General features: G+C 54.8%; 15 protein-coding genes. 7 read left to right on the top strand and 8 right to left on the bottom strand.

Annotated features, from left to right (window positions below; all coding sequences use genetic code 11):
- Positions 1–16 precede the first annotated feature (16 nt).
- The 5 genes from DSD30_RS12955 to uxaC form a co-directional block, all read right to left on the bottom strand.
- On the bottom strand, positions 17–334 hold the full coding sequence (locus tag DSD30_RS12955; RefSeq protein ID WP_114010089.1) for a cupin domain-containing protein: 318 nt from the start codon (positions 332–334) through the stop codon (positions 17–19).
- A 111-nt stretch (positions 335–445) separates the two neighbouring features.
- Entirely contained in the window at positions 446–1,726 is a 1,281-nt protein-coding gene (locus DSD30_RS12950) for a TRAP transporter large permease (protein WP_114010088.1), read from the bottom strand.
- Positions 1,727–1,730: 4 nt separating this feature from the next.
- Positions 1,731–2,240: a TRAP transporter small permease gene (locus DSD30_RS12945; protein ID WP_198662946.1), complete on the bottom strand. Its 510-nt coding sequence runs from the start codon at positions 2,238–2,240 to the stop codon at positions 1,731–1,733.
- A 177-nt stretch (positions 2,241–2,417) separates the two neighbouring features.
- Complete coding sequence (locus DSD30_RS12940; protein ID WP_114010087.1) at positions 2,418–3,392, bottom strand: TRAP transporter substrate-binding protein; 975 nt, start codon at positions 3,390–3,392, stop codon at positions 2,418–2,420.
- A 29-nt stretch (positions 3,393–3,421) separates the two neighbouring features.
- Positions 3,422–4,828 carry a glucuronate isomerase gene (gene uxaC / locus DSD30_RS12935; protein WP_114010086.1) on the bottom strand — a complete coding sequence of 469 codons (1,407 nt, stop codon included), beginning with the start codon at positions 4,826–4,828 and terminating at the stop codon, positions 3,422–3,424.
- Between the two features lie 158 nt (positions 4,829–4,986).
- Between uxaC and DSD30_RS12930 the strand changes: the two genes are divergently transcribed.
- Both DSD30_RS12930 and DSD30_RS12925 read left to right on the top strand, forming a co-directional pair.
- The gene (locus DSD30_RS12930) at positions 4,987–5,679 is read left to right on the top strand and encodes a GntR family transcriptional regulator (RefSeq protein WP_114010085.1); all 693 of its coding nucleotides are present in this window, start codon (positions 4,987–4,989) and stop codon (positions 5,677–5,679) included.
- A 78-nt stretch (positions 5,680–5,757) separates the two neighbouring features.
- Positions 5,758–6,582: an aldo/keto reductase gene (locus DSD30_RS12925; protein ID WP_114010444.1), complete on the top strand. Its 825-nt coding sequence runs from the start codon at positions 5,758–5,760 to the stop codon at positions 6,580–6,582.
- Positions 6,583–6,652: 70 nt separating this feature from the next.
- Here the strand turns inward: DSD30_RS12925 and ggt are convergent, their stop codons facing one another.
- Positions 6,653–8,389: a gamma-glutamyltransferase gene (ggt, locus tag DSD30_RS12920; RefSeq protein WP_114010084.1), complete on the bottom strand. Its 1,737-nt coding sequence runs from the start codon at positions 8,387–8,389 to the stop codon at positions 6,653–6,655.
- Positions 8,390–8,811: 422 nt separating this feature from the next.
- Here ggt and DSD30_RS12915 point away from each other — a divergent pair, with 422 nt between their 5' ends.
- Positions 8,812–10,380 carry a diguanylate cyclase domain-containing protein gene (locus tag DSD30_RS12915; protein WP_114010443.1) on the top strand — a complete coding sequence of 523 codons (1,569 nt, stop codon included), beginning with the start codon at positions 8,812–8,814 and terminating at the stop codon, positions 10,378–10,380.
- Between the two features lie 656 nt (positions 10,381–11,036).
- On the opposite strand, the gene DSD30_RS12910 is transcribed toward DSD30_RS12915, so the two are convergent.
- Positions 11,037–12,731: a methyl-accepting chemotaxis protein gene (locus DSD30_RS12910; RefSeq protein ID WP_114010083.1), complete on the bottom strand. Its 1,695-nt coding sequence runs from the start codon at positions 12,729–12,731 to the stop codon at positions 11,037–11,039.
- A gap of 374 nt (positions 12,732–13,105) precedes the next feature.
- The gene (locus tag DSD30_RS12905) at positions 13,106–14,743 is read right to left on the bottom strand and encodes a CapA family protein (protein WP_157967695.1); all 1,638 of its coding nucleotides are present in this window, start codon (positions 14,741–14,743) and stop codon (positions 13,106–13,108) included.
- Between the two features lie 739 nt (positions 14,744–15,482).
- On the opposite strand from DSD30_RS12905, the gene DSD30_RS12900 reads away from it, so the two are divergent.
- The 4 genes from DSD30_RS12900 (at position 15,483) to DSD30_RS12885 (ending at position 20,763) form a co-directional block, all read left to right on the top strand.
- Entirely contained in the window at positions 15,483–17,975 is a 2,493-nt protein-coding gene (locus DSD30_RS12900) for a GDSL-type esterase/lipase family protein (protein ID WP_114010081.1), read from the top strand.
- A 131-nt stretch (positions 17,976–18,106) separates the two neighbouring features.
- Complete coding sequence (locus DSD30_RS12895; protein WP_114010080.1) at positions 18,107–19,513, top strand: MBOAT family O-acyltransferase; 1,407 nt, start codon at positions 18,107–18,109, stop codon at positions 19,511–19,513.
- A gap of 10 nt (positions 19,514–19,523) precedes the next feature.
- Positions 19,524–19,784 carry a hypothetical protein gene (locus DSD30_RS12890; RefSeq protein ID WP_114010079.1) on the top strand — a complete coding sequence of 87 codons (261 nt, stop codon included), beginning with the start codon at positions 19,524–19,526 and terminating at the stop codon, positions 19,782–19,784.
- Between the two features lie 217 nt (positions 19,785–20,001).
- Complete coding sequence (locus tag DSD30_RS12885) at positions 20,002–20,763, top strand: SGNH/GDSL hydrolase family protein (protein WP_114010078.1); 762 nt, start codon at positions 20,002–20,004, stop codon at positions 20,761–20,763.
- The last annotated feature ends 26 nt before the right edge of the window (positions 20,764–20,789 follow it).

The raw sequence follows: 20,789 nt of genomic DNA, 5'->3' as shown, positions 1-20,789 counted from the left end.
CCTCAGCGTTGAAGAATTAAAGGAAGTCGGCCCGTCGCGGCGTGAAACTGTCGATGAGCGTGCCCGGCTCAAGACAAACGCAGCCATGTTCCGCGAGGGAGGGAATGACGAAACTATCTCCCGGACCGACTTCAAGAACGTCCCCGTCGATTGTGAAACGGAAACGACCCGCCTCGACAAAGGTCGATTGGACATGGGGATGGGAATGCAGCGCCCCTTCGGCTCCGACTTCCTTGAAGCGGAAGACCACCACCATCAATTCCGGGCTGTCTGCCAGCACCTGACGACTGACGGGCTTGTCTGCATCAACCTCGGGAAAGGACTGGATATGCATGGAATACTCCGGGTTCATTTTGCGTAAGAGTGCCGAACCGGGCGAATGGTTGACCGCCCGGTGGCTGGGATTTCGGGTCCAAGATCCGCGGCACCAAGGCCGCGGACGAGTTTAGTGGAACATGCTTGGCAACCAGAGCGACAGAGCCGGAATATAGGTGACCATCATCAGAACCGCGAAGGCCGCGAAGTAGAAGGGCCAAATGGTTCTGATGACTTCCCAGACCGGAATCTTGCCGACGGCACATCCGACAAACAGCACGGTGCCAACAGGCGGTGTGCACAGGCCGATGCCAAGATTGAGAATGAGGATCACACCGAAATGCACCGGATCAACGCCGAAGGCCGTGGCCACTGGCAGGAAGATCGGCGTGGTGATGACGATCAGCGGCGACATATCCATAAAGGTGCCGAGCATCAGAAGCAGCAGGTTGATCAGCAGCAGGATGACCAGCGGATTGTCCGACAGGGTGCGCAGGGTTTCAACCAGCTGAGCCGGAATGCGCAGGAAGGCCAACAGCCAGCCGAAGGCGGCGGCACAGCCGATCACCAGCAACACCATCGCCGTGGTCCGCACCGCTGCATTGGTGGCCGCGACGAACTCATTCCACTTCATGGTGCGATAGGCCAGCGTGGTGACGAGAACCGCATAAACCGCTGCAATGCAGGAGCTTTCAGAGGCGGTGAAGATACCGGACCGGACACCGCCAAAGATGATGACGATCAACATGATGCCAGGGAAGGCATTGATGAACATCCAGCCAAGGGCCTTCCAACCAGCAAAAGGCTCGGTGGGATAATTGCGCTTTCTGGCAACCCAGTAGGCGGTGACCATCAGGGCCAGAGCCAGCAACAGACCGGGCAAAATGCCAGCGGTGAAAAGGTCGGCGATGGAGATCTTGCCGCCTGCAGAAATGGAATAGATGATCAGGTTGTGGGATGGGGGCAGCATCAGGGCGATAAGCGCCGCAAGCACGGTAACATTGACACCGTAATTGACATCATAGCCGCGCTCTTTCATCTGCGGGATCATGATGCCGCCGATGGCGGTGGCGTCGGCCGCAGCAGAACCGGAAATGCCACCAAACATGACGGATGCCATGATGTTGACCTGACCAAGACCACCCTTTAAGTGGCCAACCATACCGCCAGCCAGTCCGACCAGCCTTCGGGCAATATCACCCCGAACCATGATTTCACCGGCAAAGATGAAGAAGGGAATGGCCATCAGCGCGAACACGGACACGCCGGAATTGAGCCGTTGGAACACCACCACCGGCGGAATGCCGAGATAGAGGATGGTGGCAAATGAGGCGACCCCGAGGCAGAAGGCAACAGGGGTACCGATGAGAAGCAGCACACAGAATGTGCCAAAAAGAACCCAGACTTCCATTGCATCAATCCTCGATACTGGTTTCGCCGAAACGGGCGGTCGGCAATCCGGCGGCTCTACGGGCCAGACGCTCAATGGAGAAAATCACCATCAATATTCCGCCACCGACCAGTGGCATGAAATTGACAGAATCGCTGAAGCCCAGAGACGGGATCTTGATGTGCCAACCCGCAATCATCAATTGTGCCCCATACCAGGCCATGCCGAACCCGAAGGCCACGACAACCAGATCGGACAGACTGTAGAAAATGAGCTTGGCTTTCTCGGGAATGAACATCACCAGCACGTCAAAGCTGAGGTGATTGCCTTCGCGGATGCCGACAGCGGCGCCAAGGAAAATGAACCAGCCCATCAGAATGACGGCTGCAGGCTCGCTCCAAACGATGGAGTCATTGAGGACGTAGCGGACAAACACCTGAGCGGCGACAAAAACAGTCATCAGGATCAACCCGGCACCGGCCAGCCAAAGCGAGAGTTGAGAGAGTGGCCTCATCACCTTCGCGACGGATTTCATGAAATCTTGCACGTTTCACTCCGAACCCATGGGAAACAGCACCGGATGCGGGGACACCGGCACCGACAAAGAAGTGGCTTTTCGGGGTCTCGCCAAATCAGCAAGCGGCCGCTTCACATCAATGATGGCGGCAATGCCCGCGATGCAGAATCGCGGACATTGCACTTGATGAAAGGATCAGTCGGTTGCACGAATGCGCTTGACCAGATCTTTCAGGTTATCGGAGGTAACGTGTTTTTCGTAAACCGAATCCATGGCAGACATAAATGGTGCCTTGTCAATGTCGGTAACGACTTTTACGCCAGCAGCCATAACTTTTTCTTCGGATGCTTTTTCGCGAGCGGCCCACAATTCACGCATTTTCGGAGTGGAATCCTTGGCAGCCTGACGAACGACAGCCTGATCTTCAGCGGACAGTTTGTCCCAGGAGATTTTCGACATAACGAGAATTTCCGGCACGATCAGGTGCTGATCAAGGGTGTAGTAGCCAGCAACATCAAAGTGACCGGAAGACTCGTAGGATGGCCAGTTATTTTCAGCACCATCAATAACGCCGGTCTGGATGGAGGAATATACCTCACCATATGGCATTGGGGTGGCGTTGGCGCCAAGAGCGGTCATCATGTCAACGAAGATGTCTGACTGCATGACGCGGATTTTCATGCCTTTGAGGTCATCCATGGATTTGATTGGCTTGACGCTGTTGTAGAAACTGCGTGCGCCACCATCATAGAAGGTCAAACCAACATAGCCGTGTGGCTCAAAGGCTGCGAGGATCTGATCACCGATTTCGCCGTCAACAACGCGGTGCATGTGATCCACGCCCTTGAAGATATATGGCAAAGAGACAACCTTGGATTCTTCAACGATGTTGTTGAATGGGCCAAAGGAGACGCGGTTCAGATCAATCACACCGAATTTGGTCTGTTCGATGGTGTCTTTTTCTTCACCCAACTGAGCGGAATGGAAGACTTCGACGCAGATACGGCCGTCGGTGCGTTCCTTGAGCAACTCACCCATATATTTCACGGCTTCAACCGTTGGGTAGCCATCAGGATGGGTGTCGGAAGACTTCAGCGTGATTTCGCATGCGGATGCTGTGGCAACCATGGCGACGCTGGCGACGAGTGCGGCAGACAGAGACTTGAGCATAATATTGGTTCCTCCAAGAAAGTGGCCCGTCAGAGCCGGTAAGCTTGCTTTGCAAGCCGATAAGCAAGGTCGTGTGCGACCTCGAAAGCCTCATCCTCATCTAGCCGTCCCGTAGCGACCAATGTGGCGAGGAATGCACTATCCACCCGGCGCGCAACGTCATGGCGCGCAGGAATGGAGCAGAAAGCCCGTGTGTCATCATTGAAACCGACCGTATTGTAGAAGCCGGCGGTTTCTGTCGTCATTTCGCGATAGCGCCGCATCCCTTCGGCGCTGTCATGGAACCACCAAGCAGGCCCCAGCCGCAAGGCTGGATACACACCGGCAAGCGGCGCCAGCTCACGCGCATAAACGCTCTCATCAAGGGTGAAAAGAATGATGGTAAGGGCCTTTTCCATCCCGACCGCATCAAGCAAAGGCTTCAGTGCCCGAACATAGTCGGTGCGGGTGGGAATATCGAACCCCTTGTCGAGCCCGAATTTTTCAAAAACCGGATTGCTGTGATTGCGATAGCTGCCAGGATGAATCTGCAATACCAGCCCATCATCAAGGCTCATACGGGCCATCTCGGTCAGCATGGCGCCCCGGAAAATGTCAGCCTCCTCCGCTGAACATTCCCCTTTGAGTGCTTTCTGGAACAGAGCTTCGGCTTCTGCCGTGGTGAGGTCTTCGGTGCGTGCCGTCAAATGTCCATGATCGGACGATGTTGCACCGAACTCCTTGAAATAGGCACGGCGGACCCGATGGGCCTTGAGATAGCCCTGCCATGTGGTGGTGTCTTCGCCGGTCAACTGCCCGAAGGTTTCGACATTCTCAACGAAGCCCTTGAAGTGGGGATCAACCACCGGATCGGGTCGATAGGCAGTCACCACCCTGCCCTGCCAGCCACTGTCACGCATGGCACGGTGCCATTTGAGGTCATCAAGTGGAGACTCTGTTGTCGACAGCACTTCGATATTGAAACGCTCGAACAGGGCGCGTGGACGGAATTCCGGTTTTTCCAGACAGGCGGCGATATGATCATAGGCCGCATCTGCATTGTCTTCGTTGATCCAGTTGGTCCAGCCAAAGACATTTTCGAAGGCGTGGCTCAACCATAGTTTCGATGGCGTTGCCCGCAGTAAATAAGCGTGCTTGGCAAAGAGGCGCCAAATCTTGCGTCCGTCCGTTTCGGTCCAGCCACCATCTATACGCGGCACGCCCAGATCTTCCATCGAGACCCCCTGCGAGCCAAGCATGCGGAAGACATAGTGATCAGGCGTTATGAACAGTTGAGCAGGGTTGGGGAAAGCTTCGTTTTCGGCAAACCAACGCGGGTCCGTGTGACCATGCGGACTGATGATCGGCAGGGACTTGACGCTGCTATAGAGCGCCCGAGCCATCGATCTGGTCTCTTTGTCCAATGGAAACAAACGATCATTGTTGAGCTTGCGCATCGCTTCCTCCGGGTTGTCCTCATAGAAGATAGCAGCTTCAGACAGGCCATGCTACCAAAATCTGGGATCCTAGTATTCTATTGCTAGGATCCTAATATCCCAGTTATACTTGTTTGTAAAGTCCGCTGACACTAGTATGGCTTCAAATGGAGTGTGAAATGCCGAACGATCCCCTGCAAGCCGCGCCAATCTCTCTCAACCGTACCGCGATTGCGGACCGGGTGTTTGATGAATTGCAGCGCCAGATCCTGTCGCTTGACCTCAAGCCGGGCACCAAGATGTCCGAGGCGGATGTCGCGAAAGCCTTTGGAATCTCAAGACAACCGGTTCGACAGGTCTTTTTCAGACTGTCTCGAATGGGATTTCTGGATGTTCGTCCTCAGGTTGCATCGCGGATTTCCTTCATATCGGAAAATGCCGTTCTGCAAGCGCGTTTCATTCGCTGCGCGCTCGAATCAAAAGCCATCAAGGTGGCCTGCGAGAAGTTGAGTGAAGAGGACTTGGACTACTTCTCCGATCATATCGAAACGCAGCGCAAGGCTGTGCAAGATCATGATTCCGACCTTTTTCACACTCTTGATGAAGACTTTCACAAAGAAATTTACAACCGCTCCGGTGTTGGATTTGCGTGGGACCTGATCAAGGAACACAAGGCGCACATGGATCGGGTGCGCTATCGGTCCTTGCCGCTCAATCTCGACAATGCCTTTCAGGCCCATGTTCGCATACTCGAAGCGCTGAAGAATCGTGACAAGTCGGAGGCTTCGCGGCAGATGGACCAGCATCTGTCGGAAATCTTCGAGCTGCTGAAGAATGTGCGGGAGGAATTTCCGGATTTCTTTGTCGAATAGGTTTGACGAATGGCCCTTCAGGGCAGATGCTTCCGGTTGAGCTTAGAGACCGTGCACCTAGCCCGAATGGAGATCAAGATGTCACCCATCCCCTCTCTCACAATGAATGATGGCCACCCTATCCCGCAGCTCGGTTTCGGTGTTTGGAATGTCCCCAAGGAGGACACGGCTGATGTCGTGGCGAGTGCTCTGAAGGTCGGCTACCGGCTGATAGACGGTGCCTATATCTATGGCAATGAGGCAGGTCTGGGCGCAGGTGTTCGCCAATCGGGACTGTCCCGAGACAGTGTTTTTATCACCACCAAGGTGTGGAACAGTGATCAGGGCAAGGACAAGACCCGAATGTCGGTCGAACGCAGCCTCAAGGCGATCGGCGTAGACCAGCTCGACCTGGTGTTGATCCATTGGCCTGCACCAAAGCAGGATTTGTATGTCGAGACCTGGAAAGCGTTGATCGGTCTGCGCGAAGAAGGACTGATCCGCTCGATCGGCGTGTCCAACTTCAATGCTGACCATCTGGACCGACTGATTGCCGAGACCGATGTCGTGCCAGTGGTCAATCAGATCGAGGTCAATCCGAAGCTTCAACAAGCCGCGCTTTGCGCTGCCAATGAGGCGCGCTCCATCATTTCGCAGGCCTGGACCCCGTTGGGAAATGGCGCTTCCTTTGATGAGGATCCGATCCGGACAATTGCCGAACGCGTGGGCAAAAGCCCCGCACAGGTCATTCTGCGTTGGCACCTGCAATCGGGCCGTGTTGTCATTCCGCGCTCGTCCAATGCTCAGCGTCAGGCGCAAAATGTCGATCTGTTCGACTTCGAACTGACAGATGCAGAGATGCAGGCGTTCAAGGCACTGGAAGCAGGGATGCGTACCGGTCCCGATCCTTTGCAGTTCGAATAGTCCCAACCATCGATCAAACGGTTAAAAGGGGCCATCAAGGCCCCTTTTCATTTTGAGAAGCGGGCCCGTATCACTCACCAAGGGCGACGCCTTCGCGACGTGGATCTGCTGCCCCGATCAGTTTGCCATCCTTGATCTGAATGGCATGCAGACCAGAATTGAGATCGGTGATGTTGATCTCATGCCCCTTGGCCTCCAAAGCAGTACCGAGCGTGGTCGCAGACGTATCCTTCTCCAAATCGGTCTTGCCATTGCGGTTGACGATATGCGGCATGTTGATTGCGTCCTGCGGATCCATGCCATGGTCGAGAATGGCGATGATCGGGCGGGCAACATAATTGATGATGCGCGAGCCGCCCGGCGAGCCAATGGCCAGCACTGGCGCCCCGTGTTTCAGAACAATGGTCGGTGCCATTGACGAACGCGGTCGCTTGCCCCCTTCCACCCGGTTGGCGATGGGCTTGCCGTCCTTTTCTGGTGTCCGGGAAAAATCTGTCAGCTCATTGTTGAGCAGGAATCCACCCACCATGACGCGTGAGCCAAAACCGGTTTCGATGGTGGTGGTCAGGGAGACCACATTGCCATAAGAATCGACAATCGAGACATGGCTGGTGCCGGGGCGTTCGAGCTGAGTGTCCGGCGACAGGCGTGTAGCCTCTTTCCAGGGCGGCGTGCCTGCCTGTGCCTTCCCCATGCTTTTCGCCGGATCGATCAGCGCTGAACGATCCCGCAAATAGTCTTTGTCGAGCAAGCCCTCGGGCATTTTGACAAAGTCACTGTCTGCCATATAAAGGCCGCGATCTGCATAGGCCAGCTTGGCCGCTTCAAGGAAAAGATGTTCGCCTGCAATGCCGGCTTCTGCCGTGAAGTTGGACAGAATTCCCAAAATCTGACCAACGGTCAGCGCGCCGGAAGATGGTGGCCCCATGCCGCAAACATCAAAACCACGATAATCTATGCAGACCGGGTCTCGCTCAACGACCTGATAGGCTTTCAAGTCGTCCAGTGTCAAAATACCCGCATTGATGTCGGTTTTGACCGCAGCGACAAGCTGCTCAGCCAGCGGCCCCTGATAGAGATGGTCCGATCGCTGGGACTGGATTTCGGCCAAAGTGGCTGCGAAGGCCGGATTCTTGAGCAGATGTCCCTGTTTGAGGGGCGCGCCATCCTTATCAAAGAAATAGGCCTTGGCTGCATCGAACCGGTCAAGCTGGCGCTTGCCCATCGAGGCCTTGATCAAACCGGCGAGCCGCTGGGAAACCTGAAAGCCCCCGTCTGCCAGCTTGCGGGTCGGCTCAATCAGGCTGGCCCAGTCAAGTTTGCCATAGCGCTGATGAGTGACATCGAGAAGTTTCAACGTCCCCGGTACACCAACCGAGCGACCGCCCACAACGGCCTCAAACCAGCCCACCGGCTTGCCATCCGCACCGAACCAATAGCGTGGCGTGGCAGCCATTGGCGCTTTTTCCCGACCATCAAAGGTCGTCAGTTTCTTCTCTTTGGCATCCCAGTAAACAAGAAATGCCCCACCGCCGATACCGGAACTCTGCGGCTCGACCAAATTCAGAGCGAGTTGAACCGCCACCATGGCATCGATGGCCGTGCCACCTTTGGCCAGAATGTCAGCACCAATCCGGCTGGCGATCGGATTGGCAGCGGAGACCATATAGCGCTCGGCAGTGACCGATTTCCTCTCGGCAATGGCTATGGTGCTTTCAGGCTGCATCGCTTCCTGCGCGACGGCTGCGCTGGTCCCCCCCAGCAGACCTGACACGATCAGAGGGATTATTGTTCGTTTTCCGATCATAGTATTTTCCTTTCTCCCCTTGGTTGAAAAGAAACCTTGCTATGCTTGGTGCCAAATGGAAAGACTTGACAGCAGCGAATCCTGCGGGCGGAATGCAGCTATCCCGTCAGACCGGTCCTGCACATTTCCGGTGGCGGGTGACAAACTCCACCGCCATGGCTACGTCCTTCCCCCAAGCCCTTGAAAATCAAAGAATTGAATTGCAGTGCGCGGTGCCGTTTTCCATTGGTTGCAGTTGTTAACACCGGTTTATTGGTAACAGGAGAAATTGATCCTTAAGCTGCTACAGCTTGTCGCAAAGCCGGTTCTATTAGGCTTTTGTATACCTCCGACTCAGATGATGACCGCAACAAATGTGACGTTGATTTTCACATTTCAGCTGACAATCGGACGCCAACCAAAACTGGCAAAGGAGCTCGGTGGTGTTTAGACGCTCCCTTAACATTTTGATCGCAATGCCCGACAGGGCCGTGGAGTCGATGCTTGAGGCAGTGCCTTCGCACGATCGTTTCTCCCATGCCTTCACGACACAGGCCTCTGCCCTGGATGCCGGACTGTCACGCTTTTCCATCATCATCCTTGATCTGAGTTATCAATCTCCCGCCAACCTCCGTCTGATTGACCAGCAACGAGACCCGTCCACGCTGATGGTGGCCTGTTGTTCGGGAAGCGACTTCAATTCCTTTGCTCCTCACTTGCACCGCTTTGATGCCATTTGGCCCAAGCCTCTTGATGCGGAGCAGATACAGGAAAGCTTTGCCAGTCTTCTGCAACGGATCAAGCAGCGCGAAGAGGCTCAACTGAACAAGACCTATCTTGATACGCTGATCGACAGTCTGCCAGAACTGATCTGGTTCAAGGATGCTCGCGGAGCTCATCTCAAGGTCAATGAGAGCTTTTGCCGGACTGTTGGCAAAAGCAAGGCGCAGATCGAGGGGCGTGGCCACTATTATATCTGGGACATCGAACCGGATGAATATGCTGATGGCGAGTATATCTGTCTTGAGTCAGAAGAAATCGTGCTCGAGAAAAAGGAAACCTGCCTGTTCGACGAAACCGTCAAATGCAGCGGTGAGATGCGCAAGTTCAAGACCTACAAGTCACCTGTCTTTGACACCGATGGATCCGTCATCGGGACGGTGGGATTTGCCCATGACGCTACCGATCTGCAAAATCTGATGGTGGAACTGAACATTCTGCTCGAAGGCCTACCCTTCGCGGTCATGGTGACCGACAAACATCGGGTCATCACCAACGTCAACCAGAAATTTGTCGATATCTTCGCTCATAATCGCGATGACATGATCGGCAGTTCGGTGATCGATCTCTTCGAAATTACAAAAAACAATGACGGTCAGCGGGAATGGACGTTGAACGAAGAAGACGGCCAGATCCTGCTGCAGGCAAAAGACAAGATTTTCAAGCTGCATGACGAAAAACTGATGGATGTGTTTGGCAATTGCACAGGACAAATCTATCTGTTCCTCGACATCACCCACGAACATCGGGAGCGGACACGGCTGCAGGTCGATGCCAACACCGATTTCCTGACCAAGCTGAACAATAGGCGTTGCTTGCAGACCTATCTACAGGAAAAGCCCATCGCATCGGATACGGCCCTGATATTGGTGGATCTGGACAATTTCAAGGAAGTGAATGACCGCTTCGGTCATGATGAAGGGGACAGGGTGCTGATCGCCTTTGCCCGCTTGCTGAAGCAAATGTATCCCTCAGAGCATATCTTCCGGCTTGGTGGCGATGAGTTCGCCATTTTGCTGCCCAGTATCAGCGATCCAAATGCTCTTAATGCCTGTGTTGCCCAACTGCTCGCTGCCTTTGATCGGCATATTGCCCAGAATTTTGTTCATACCAATATTGCAGCCAGCGTCGGTGTTGGAACAGCTGCCCTGTCTGCACACACTTTCGCGGACCTGTTCAAGAAGGCCGACAGTTCCCTTTATCAGGTGAAGAGATCCAAAAAGGCAGCCTGACCCCGCATCAGGCTTTCTATGCCCTGTTCCCACCCTTCATTGTAACTCTGATGGCTGGGGTCAACCACGTATCCTGCTCTTGTGGCGCGTGTGTAACTTGCGCGCGGGCCGGAAGGCACTGGAACCGTATCGCGCAGCGACTATCTCCGCCCCAAGGCAGGCTTCGTTCAAATGATGGTCTTGTCCCCTTGGTCTCATCCCAAAAATGCAGCCCTGACTTGCATTTTTCGCACGCAAACCCACCTCATATTTGAGGCAAAGCATGGTTTCCGCGTGGGAATCATGCCTTAATGACACCAGCAGCAGATGCATGTCAGGGCTATCGTATCACCCTGTCTATTGCCAAGACGCCTCGCTACCCGGACCAAGAGATCAAACCGGATCGAGCAAGGACTATCGGGTTTGAATGGCTCCCGTCCGATCATGGTCTGCCAATGCACGGAGATGAGAGATGCTTGAGAATATCTATTGGATCGCATTCGGAGCGACCATTGCAGCCGGTGGTCTTTGGCTTTTCCTGAAATGGGTCAAGGAACCACGAGAAGGCCGTGACCGGCCCAATCGGTAATTGTTGGTTTTAAAACGCAACAAGGCCGCTCTAACGAGCGGCCTTGTTTTTTTGGATTGCCGGTCAGTCGTCCCGGTTGCGGGCTATGTCAGGCGGCGGACTCGCGCTTGACACTGGACAGGAAGTTGTTGACCTGATCTCTCAGATGGGCTGCCTGATCCTTCAGCTCTTCAGAGGAGTGATTGACGCTGGTTGCCGTTTCACCGGTATTGCGGGCTGCTTCGGTCACCTGCACAATATTGGCAGACACTTCCTGTGTCCCCAATGAAGCCTGGGTGACATTGTTGGCGATTTCCTGCGTCGCAAGCCGCTGCTGATCGACGGCAGTGGCGATCTGACTGGAAATACCCGACAGGGACTGGATGGTTTCGGCAATGCTGGCAATGGCGGACACTGCATCATTGGTATCCGTCTGGATCTGGGAAATCTGCTTGTCGATCTCTTCGGTTGCCCGTGAGGTCTGACTGGCGAGTTCCTTCACCTCGGAGGCCACGACTGCAAAGCCCTTGCCTGCTTCCCCTGCCCGTGCGGCCTCAATGGTGGCGTTCAGTGCCAGCAGGTTGGTTTGTTCGGCGATGGCCTGAATAAGCGAGATGACCTCACTGATCTGTTTGGCCGATTGGGCCAGACGCCCGACCCGTTCGTTGGTCGATGCTGCCTCGTCCGATGCCTTCAATGCAATATCGTTGGAGGTTTCCACCTGACGGGCCACTTCGGCGACCGAGGCGGCCAGTTCTTCAGCGGCAGAGGCTACCGCCTCCACATTGGCTGAGGCTTCCTCGGAGGCAGCAGCCACTTGAACCGACTGGGACGAAGTGGTCTGAGCCGTCCGGTTCATGGCTTCGGATGCGGACTGCAGGCTCTGGGCAGAACCGGTCACGGTGGACAGCATACTGGATACGGTCTGGTCAAAATCCTGACAGAGTCGCTGCACACTTTCGCCGCGTCGCAAGGCATCATCCTGTCGTGCCTGCTGCTCGATCATCATCGACTTGCGCGCATTTTCATTGCTGACAAAGACTTCCATGGCGCGGGCCATGTCACCGACTTCGTCGCCGCGATCTCCGCCTTCAATACGGATGTCACTGTTGCCATCAGCCAGCTCACCCATATTGGTGACCAGTTTGGCAATTGGCCGGTTGATTGAGCGAATGATGACAAAGGAAGTGGCGGCTGCCAGCCCAAGACCAACAAGGCTGAGGATCAAGATGAAGCTGGCCTGCTTCCAGAAAGCGGTTTGCAGATCGTCGACATAAACCCCTGTGCCAATCATCCATTGCCAAGCTGGCAGGCCTTCGGCCCAACTGCTCTTGGCAAACAGGCCATCCTCGCCCGGCTTTGGCCAGATATAATCCAGAGAGCCGCCGCCATTCTTGGCCTGTTCGATCAGGCCGGCAACGATCTGAACACCGTTGTCATCTTTCAGACCGATCAGATTCTTGCCTTCAAGCGACTTGTTGGTGGGCAGTACAACGCAAGTACCATCCCAGTCATAAACAAAGACATAGCCCGTTCCACCGTCAAAGCGAATGGCGCTAATGGCTGCTTTGGCCCCAGCCTGTGCCTTTTCGCGGGTTAGTTCGCCCTTTTGCTCTTTTTCATAATAGCTCACAGCAATCGCTTTGGCAGAACTGCTGATATGCTTGAGGCTCGCAAGGCGTTCCTTCTCCATGCTGGAATGGAGTTCGGACAGGCTAACTGTCGCAATAACGGCGCTGAGCAGAAAAACCACCAAAGTAGGAAGCGCGATTTTCCAGCTCAAGGAGAGTTGAGAGAGTTTCATGTCGGTTGGTCCGTTTCTTGAAACATTATTGTCTTGTAACCAAGAGACATGAATAGAAATAAATTTTGGTTAATAATCTACACATTTACTCGCTTTTAGGTGAGCTTTCCCTTCATTGTATGTAAGCTTTCTAAGCTTTTAAACTGATATATTAGAGACCTCAAATAAACGATTGTACCTAGCAATAAAACCTTAAATACAACTACATCCCTCAACTCCACCTTTGCGAGCAATCAAGCAATGACGAGAAGAGTTGCATCACCAGCATCAGATCCAGACGCTCCCCAAACACTGAAGACACGGCATTGCCGCTCGGGCAGCATGGGGTCACAATAATAAGCCTTCCTGTCCCCCAGCGGTCATCCGAACCTCTGCTATCGGATCAGGCCTTTCTTGCGCAAAAGCTTTTCAACTTCGGCAACGGAATAGCGATGTTTCTTCCAGCGCAGCAGGCGGGCCTTGGACGTTTCATTTTCCGGCACCGCCCATGCGAGCGGCATACCGGCGGGCCAATGGTCAGGATTGCTTTCGAGGCGCGAGAGCTTGGTGATCACAGGTTGCTGCTTGGTGTCTGTTTCATGCATCGTCCGGGCCTTGGCCTCGGTTGCAGGTTTATCTTGCGGCGTTGGCAGGTCGATGGACGAGCGGAGCGCACCCAATTGCTTGCTGAACGGTTTCGCGTTAGCGGCCTCTTGCCCAGAGCCGGTGACCTCGGGCTGAGACTCCACCATGGCGACATTTGGTGCCACAGGCGCCAAACTGGCGAGCCGCAGGGTCGGTGCAAGCTTCACCTTGGCAATCATCCGCGTCGGTGCCCGGCCACCACACGTAGCGACCGCTTGGCGATATTGTTGGTTGCTGGCAAGATGCTGCTCGCTATAGTTTGAGCATAGCTGTGCGGTATAAGGATGCTTCCGCGCGGCCTTGGTGCAATGCAGTCCGGACCCATCATCCTGAGCCATGAAGCGAACCCCTTGGGAGCCCGTTTTGGGCTGGTCCAGTTGAGCAGCCAACCCGTTGAGAATTGCAATGCGACGTGCGCCACGCACCCCGTCGATGCGCTCTGGCTGCATGTGGGTTGACTGGATAGGCAAGGCCTCCACAGCGGCCAGAACCGGCTTTTTACCGCTTTCCCGGACGAAATGGGCGCGCACCATCAGCGAGTAATTATGGCACCCATTTTTGCCATTCATGTTGGCGGTTCCCTGATGGTTGAAGTTGCCAAGGCCGTATACCATCAGCGTGCCGTTGCGGATTTCGATACCCCGGCTGACATGAGCATGATGGCCAATCATCACATCGGCATCGGTCTGGGCAACAAGGCTGCGCAACATTGCGACTTCATAACCGGACGGGCGGATCACCCTTTCCGGGCCGTGATGAACCGACAAGAGCCGCAAATCGGCGCCAGACCGGGAGAAGCTATCTGCAAGAAACTGCTGATCCTGTTTCAGGTATAGGCTCAATTGTCCGGGACGATTGTCGGTTGCACGGGGCAGTCCACCACCATTGGCGCCGATACCGATGGCACCAAAAGCCACCTTGATGCCCTTTTTCTCAAAGACTGGTGTTTTGCCCGCTGCAGCGCGATTCAACCCGATCCCCGCGTGGGCGAGCAAGCCCCTTCCCTCGAATGGTTTCAAGTGACGCAAGGATTCCCGCACGCCCAATGCGCCATAATCAAAGGCGTGGTTATTGGCCATCGAGAGAAGATTGAACCCCGCCTTGACCAAATGCTTGATGCCGTTGGGATGGGTGACGAAATTGTATTTCTTGGAACGCGGCACCAGATTAGCCCGGTCCGAAATCACGGTTTCAATGTTGGCAAAATTGATATCGCCATTGATGTCTGCCTTGATCTTCTCTGTCGTCTCGGCAAAGGACAGCTTGCGACCATATTTATACACCCGATCCGGCAGGGGCTTGGCACGACTGGGAGCAAAGCCCGTATCCCCAACCATCAGTAAGGAGAGATGCTCAACCATAGCACGCGGCGCTGTCTGCAAGTTCACGGGGGCCACAGGTTCCAGTTTTGCAAGTTGAAGGCCGGACGGGTTCAAATCGGCCGGTTGGTTATCTGCTGCAACCACACCAGTCGCAGCGGGAATGAGAGCAACGGCGATCAACAAGGACCGACGCCGACTGCAACCAACGAAAAAACTCTGTCGGGATGACAATAGAACCATAACAAATTCCCCACACGCGACACACAATACTTAAATACCCAAGTGGATACTGGCGGTAAGAAATAAATATTTTGCTACAACCCATACAGAAAATCCGCTAGCGAACACCCAAAGGTGGATCAAATTGCGAAATGACAGGCAACAAGAGACGAAAAACCCCACTATCCTGCGGATATTTGGCTCTTGCTTGCGCAGCAAGATCAGCAACCATGCCCTTCGCATCCGGGTTCTTCTTGGAAGAAGGCTCATAGTTCAGTCACAATGATCAAGTAAAGACACCGATAGAGAGATAGGCTACACTGTTGGCAGGTTATAGAGAGCTGCCTTCTACTACGCTCACCTTTCTTTGTCCTTTCAATCACTTAACACCTAAACTGAGGCGCATAGCTTGATCAGGCAGGGGTATGACATCAGAAAAATGGACAGAGCTCCGGGCAATATTTAGGGAAAATTAAGCATAAACAGTCACTTTTGATTTACTTTCAGTATTTGCACGCGTTCTAGCCCGGTCGGGTTTTCGGGTTCAGTTTGCCCATATGTGCAGCCAGCGTAGAGATCAGAGCTTATGTCTCAGACCCAGTTCAAACAGATGGCACCCGTCGATCCCGCTCACCCGGCCATGGCCGAACGAGCGCAGCAGCATCCACAGGGCCCGACAACTGGACAACATTCCGCAGGCAATCATCCTTTCCCTCAGGGACAACAGGGTCACGGCCAGCAGGGACCTGCTCCCTCGGCGCAAATCCATCACCTGCCCGGTGCTCAACGCCAACTTCAGGGCCAGCCTCAGGGCCACCCCCGGGCACACCAGCAAGCAGCGATGCCAAGTGCGCACGGCCATCCGCCTATTCAGGGCCATGCCTATGCACCCAATCCGGGTGCACCGGTCGAACATGCCCGTCATGGCTATCGCCCTGTTGAGCATCAGCCACAGATGCGGCCCCAAACGCGTCCTCAGGCCCAGCATCACGCCCCTCACCCACAGCAACAGCGTCTGCAGCGTTCGCAGCAGCCTCGGGCGACCGCGGCCGTGCGCCCGCCGCACCGATCAGCCCCTGCGCCGCAGGAGCGTGGTCTGACAGCAATGCTGATGACAGGGCTGCTCTCGCTTAGCGTGCTGGCAGGCGTGTCGATCACGGGCTTGTACATGCTCAATAATGGGCAGGAAATTCCAGGCCTCACCGCCCCGACCAAACAGAGCAGTCAGGAATTTGCACCGCTATCGGATCGCGCGCCTCTCGATGCTCTGCGTCAGAGTGCCCAAAAGATCTCGAAGCTGGAAGCGCTCAATCATTCGATGATGCTGGAACTGCAACATTTGCGGCAAAAGAACCGCGACATGTCGCAGTCCATTGCGGATCTGAAAAGCCTCTATTCACAAGCACGGATCGGCAATAGCTGGACCTTGGCGCAACTGGACATGAAGCAGGCCGAGCCGATCTATCCGGCGGGTTTGGCGGTAGATCCCTCTCTTTATCTCAGCGTGCCACTTGAAACCGGCTCGATTGTGATCGCAAGCAATCTGCCAGCCATTGGCGTGACACCAGAGTCCGAACTGGCATTTCGTGAAAAAGTCGAAACGTTGGCCCCGAGCCTGAAACCGGATGCACCAAAGCTTGCCTTGACGGATGCGCTTCCTGGCGCCCAAACCCAGACACCAGCGACTGTTGACGTTCGCAAGGTCGATGCCCGTGAGGCGGATGCCTCCGAAGCAAATGCGTCTGAGGCTTTGAAGCCAACCAAGGTTGAAACCGTGCCGATCAAGGTCGCAGCGCTGGCGCCTTCCGATCCGATTGCGGTACAGGTTGAAGAAAACAAGCAGACGCTTTTACACGAACTGCCAAAGGCGCGGCCGGCCAATCTGAGCGAAGCTGTCGATAACAAGGTCGCCTCGATTGCGCCTCCTGCTGGCTTTGAAGCAGACCCGCAACCGCAGCCAGTTGGGCCGATCTCTGGCAATAGCAACCGGTTCCTGGCAAAGATGCGTGCTTTAAAAGCAGGCAGCCTGAACCAACCGATCACCATTTTGCATGTTGGAGACAGTCACATTGCGTCGGATAGTTTCACCCGAGGCATTCGCCGTCGCCTGCAGGCGATGTATGGCGATGCCGGTCGCGGGGCGGTGATTCCGGCCAAGGCTTACAAATGGGCGCATGCGGATGGCTTGAAACTCAGCGCCGGACGCGGCTGGTCGTCGGCCAACTCCCTTAAAACCAAGAGCGGCCCCTATGGCCTTTCCGGGGTGCGGGTCAGTTCCTCGTCTCCGGGGGCGAAGATGACTCTGACCTCCCAAAAGGGCGCGTTCGATTGGGCAACCGTTACCCTTTATGTCGGACCGGGTCAGGGCAGCGCCACCATTCGGACCGATGGTGGTTCGAAGAAGGTTTCGGCACGAGCCTCCAAGCCGGGCTCAAAACTTGTCCGCATTGATGGTCGCTCCTCGAGCTTGAGCGTCACCCATAATGGCGGGGGCAAGACCACCATTCTGAACTGGGCCACTGGCAAGGACAAGCCCGGCATTCAATATGTGAATTTCGGCATTGCCGGGGCGACCGTGGCCGTCACCAACCGCTGGTCGGATGGGCTGTTGGCCAACGACATCAAACGTCTTGATCCAGATCTGATCATCTATGGCTATGGCACCAATGAAGGCTATAACGACAATCTAAACATGGCTTCCTATCGCAGGATGGCTGGCGGTCTGGTCGACAAGATGCAGGATGCCGCGCCAAATGCAGCAATGATGTTCATTGGCCCTGCCGATGGTGCACGCCGCCGGTCCAGCAAACTGTCTTGCGGCGGTGGCTGGTACACCCCCAACAAACTGCCCGCAGTACGCAACACGCTCAAAGACATGGCAAAAGACTATTCCGGCTTCTATTGGGATTGGTCCTCGGCAATGGGCGGGCGCTGTGGCGTGACCCGCTGGGCTGGGCAGAAACTGGCCGCCAAGGACCGGGTTCACCTGACCGGCAAAGGCTATGATCGCAGTGCTGCGGCCTTTGTTGACTATCTGGAACGGACCATCAAAAACAGCTTGAAAATCGCTTCGAATTAATCCTCTATGGTTGCAACGAAGCGCCAGAATCTCGCCGCTTCCGACACGATTTCGGCCCTGTCCCGTCTGATTATATTTGTTCAATGACGGGACGGGTCTCCTGTTTATTTCTGCGATAGTCAAGATCATTCATGCTGTTTCCAACCGTCGATTTCGGCCTTTTCTTTCTTGTCGTCTTTTCCCTTTCGTGGCTGATGCGCGGACAGGCGTCCATGCGCAAGCTGTTTTTACTGGTGGCCAGCTATTTCTTCTATGGCTATTGGGACTGGTCCTTCTGTCTGCTGCTGCTGTTCAATGCGGTGATCAGTTATATCGGCGGCCTGTTGATCGACAGCAGCGACAATGATCGCCACCGCAAACGGGTCCTTGCGGCAGTGGTCGTGATCGATCTGGGCTTGCTGGGCTATTTCAAATATGCCGGTTTCTTCATGGACAGCCTCAGGGAGCTGTTTGTGATGATCGGCCTTGAGCGGGATTTGCCGTTCCTTGAAATCATCTTGCCGGTGGGGATTTCCTTCTTCACCTTCCAGAGCATCTCTTACGTTGTCGACATTTACCGCAAGCAGATCCATGCAACGCGTTCCTTTGTTGATCTGGCGCTCTACATCTCTTTCTTCCCACAGCTGGTCGCAGGCCCGATTGTGCGCGCGGCCCACTTCATGCCACAGCTGGACACCAAGCCGGTTCTGACACGATTGATGATGGGCAAGGGCTTTTTCCTGATCTTGATCGGCCTGTTCAAGAAGATGGTTTTGGCCAACTATCTCGCCACTCTCTATGTCGACGAGGTGTTTCTGGCCCCTGAACAGGCGTCGAGCCTAGAGCTGGTGATGGGGGTCTATGCCTATGCGGGGCAGATCTATTGCGACTTTTCCGGCTATAGCGACATAGCCATCGGTATTGCGGCCCTGCTTGGCTATCACTTCAAGCGCAATTTCAACCAGCCCTATCGGTCTGCGAGTTTGCAGGAATTCTGGACCCGCTGGCACATCTCGCTGTCGCAATGGCTGCGTGACTATCTCTATATTCCGCTCGGAGGCAATCGCGGCGGCGTGGTGGGGACCTATCGCAATCTGTTCCTGACCATGCTGCTGGGCGGCATTTGGCACGGGGCCGCGATGACCTTTGTTATCTGGGGCATCATCCATGGTTCGGCCTTGATCGTAGAGCGTCTGACAGGTCTGTCTCGCCTCACCCGACGGGGCGTGGGGCGGATTGTTGGCGTGCTGTTCACCTTTCATGTCGTCTGCTTTGCCTGGATCTTCTTTCGCGCACCAAACCTTCAGCTGGCGACGGATTATCTGGCGCTGATCCTGCAAGGCACCACTGACATTTCCATGCTGACGCCCTTCATTGTCGGGTTGATCCTGACCTGCGCCATTGGCCAGTTTGTCCCGGCCCGTACTTATGAGCGCAGCTATGTGATGCTGTCGCGACTGGGAACCGTCGGCATGGCCTTGGCTTTTGCCGCAGGATTGCTGGTGATCCAATGGATCGCACCATCGGGCACAGCCCCCTTCATCTATTTCCAGTTCTAGGAGCAGACCTATGGCCAAGTCCCATCCCGACCACACCATGCTCCGTGTCCGCAGCGCGTTGATCGCTCTGGTGTTCGCCACGTTGGCGCTGGCTCTGTTCCAGTCAAACGGGTTGGTGAGCTGGTCCTATGATTTGCCGATCTCTCCCCTCAGCGAGCAAATTGTTGTGGCCTGTGAGACTTGGAATGGCTGGATGGAAGCGCTGGGCACCACGACAATTAGCGAGACCGTACAGGATTGGGTCCAGTCGCTGAAGGATCATGAATTCTGAGGCAATGAGCCACGGAATCCTTGATGCAAAAGGCTTTTTCACAACGACAGGCCAAGATCAGACCCAGCTGACCAGACAGGTTTGATACCGGATCTGAAATGAACCTGATGCAGGATTAACACTATCTAAAATATTCGCTTCGGACCGCTTGCACGCTGCATCAATCGGACATAGGCTGCTGCACCATGTTTAGCATATTGTTAACCGGGATTGCGACATGAGCGACTTGAAGAATGGCATGTTTCTGCGCCCTTTGGCGCGGATTGTCATCACCCTGCTGACCCTCGTCACCATGAGCCTTGGCGTGGCAGCAGAGAAGACCAGTGATACTTCGGCTGAAGACAAGAACCCACCCAAAGTGGTGTCGATAGCGGTGCTCGGAGATTCCCTTGCAGACGGACTATATGCTGGTCTGGTGCAACTTTCTCGCCATGATAAATCGGTCAATCTGAAAGTGACCAAGTATAGCCGCGTCAATACCGGACTTGTCCGTTATGACCGCTATGACTGGTCGAGTGCTGCCAAAAAGATCAGCAAAAAAGACAAGTCTACGATCTATATCCTGATGTTCGGTGCCAACGATCTTCAGACAATACGCAGCAGCAAGAAACGCCACCATTATCAATCCGAAGGATGGTTGAAAGCCTATAAGGAGCGGATCGACACGGTGCTGCAATCGGTCAAGCAGCCGGGGCGCAAGGTCTATTGGGTCGGCCTGCCGATTGTTGGAAAATCCAACTTCGCCAAAGGCTATCAATATCTCAATGGTATTTTCGCCGAACGGGCAAAGGCCAATGGGGTGACCTATATTGAAAGCTGGTCCTGGTTCGCCTCCAAGAATGGCAAGTTCCAGATGAGCGGTCCGGGCGCGGATGGCAAGAAACGGTTGCTGCGCGCCAAGGACAAAGTGCATTTCACTGCGGCTGGCTATCGCGATCTCAGTCACTTTGTAGCGCGCGAGATCGAACTGACCAAGTGAACCTGCCAAACAGACGATCAGGGGGC

Origin of the sequence: Cohaesibacter intestini, from assembly GCF_003324485.1 — a bacterium.
Lineage (GTDB): Bacteria > Pseudomonadota > Alphaproteobacteria > Rhizobiales > Cohaesibacteraceae > Cohaesibacter > Cohaesibacter intestini.
Note: the sequence above shows the minus strand (reverse complement) of the source record. Positions and strands in the feature narration are given on the sequence as shown.

Coding starts and splice junctions, on each gene's coding strand:
- DSD30_RS12945 (WP_198662946.1), bottom strand. CDS start 2,240: ATGAAATCCGTCGCGAAGGTGATGAGGCCACTCTCTCAACTCTCGCTT.
- DSD30_RS12925 (WP_114010444.1), top strand. CDS start 5,758: ATGTCACCCATCCCCTCTCTCACAATGAATGATGGCCACCCTATCCCG.
- DSD30_RS12940 (WP_114010087.1), bottom strand. CDS start 3,392: ATGCTCAAGTCTCTGTCTGCCGCACTCGTCGCCAGCGTCGCCATGGTT.
- DSD30_RS12955 (WP_114010089.1), bottom strand. CDS start 334: ATGCATATCCAGTCCTTTCCCGAGGTTGATGCAGACAAGCCCGTCAGT.
- DSD30_RS12930 (WP_114010085.1), top strand. CDS start 4,987: ATGCCGAACGATCCCCTGCAAGCCGCGCCAATCTCTCTCAACCGTACC.
- DSD30_RS12950 (WP_114010088.1), bottom strand. CDS start 1,726: ATGGAAGTCTGGGTTCTTTTTGGCACATTCTGTGTGCTGCTTCTCATC.
- uxaC (WP_114010086.1), bottom strand. CDS start 4,828: ATGCGCAAGCTCAACAATGATCGTTTGTTTCCATTGGACAAAGAGACC.
- DSD30_RS12890 (WP_114010079.1), top strand. CDS start 19,524: ATGGCCAAGTCCCATCCCGACCACACCATGCTCCGTGTCCGCAGCGCG.
- DSD30_RS12900 (WP_114010081.1), top strand. CDS start 15,483: ATGTCTCAGACCCAGTTCAAACAGATGGCACCCGTCGATCCCGCTCAC.
- DSD30_RS12910 (WP_114010083.1), bottom strand. CDS start 12,731: ATGAAACTCTCTCAACTCTCCTTGAGCTGGAAAATCGCGCTTCCTACT.
- DSD30_RS12895 (WP_114010080.1), top strand. CDS start 18,107: ATGCTGTTTCCAACCGTCGATTTCGGCCTTTTCTTTCTTGTCGTCTTT.
- ggt (WP_114010084.1), bottom strand. CDS start 8,389: ATGATCGGAAAACGAACAATAATCCCTCTGATCGTGTCAGGTCTGCTG.
- DSD30_RS12885 (WP_114010078.1), top strand. CDS start 20,002: ATGAGCGACTTGAAGAATGGCATGTTTCTGCGCCCTTTGGCGCGGATT.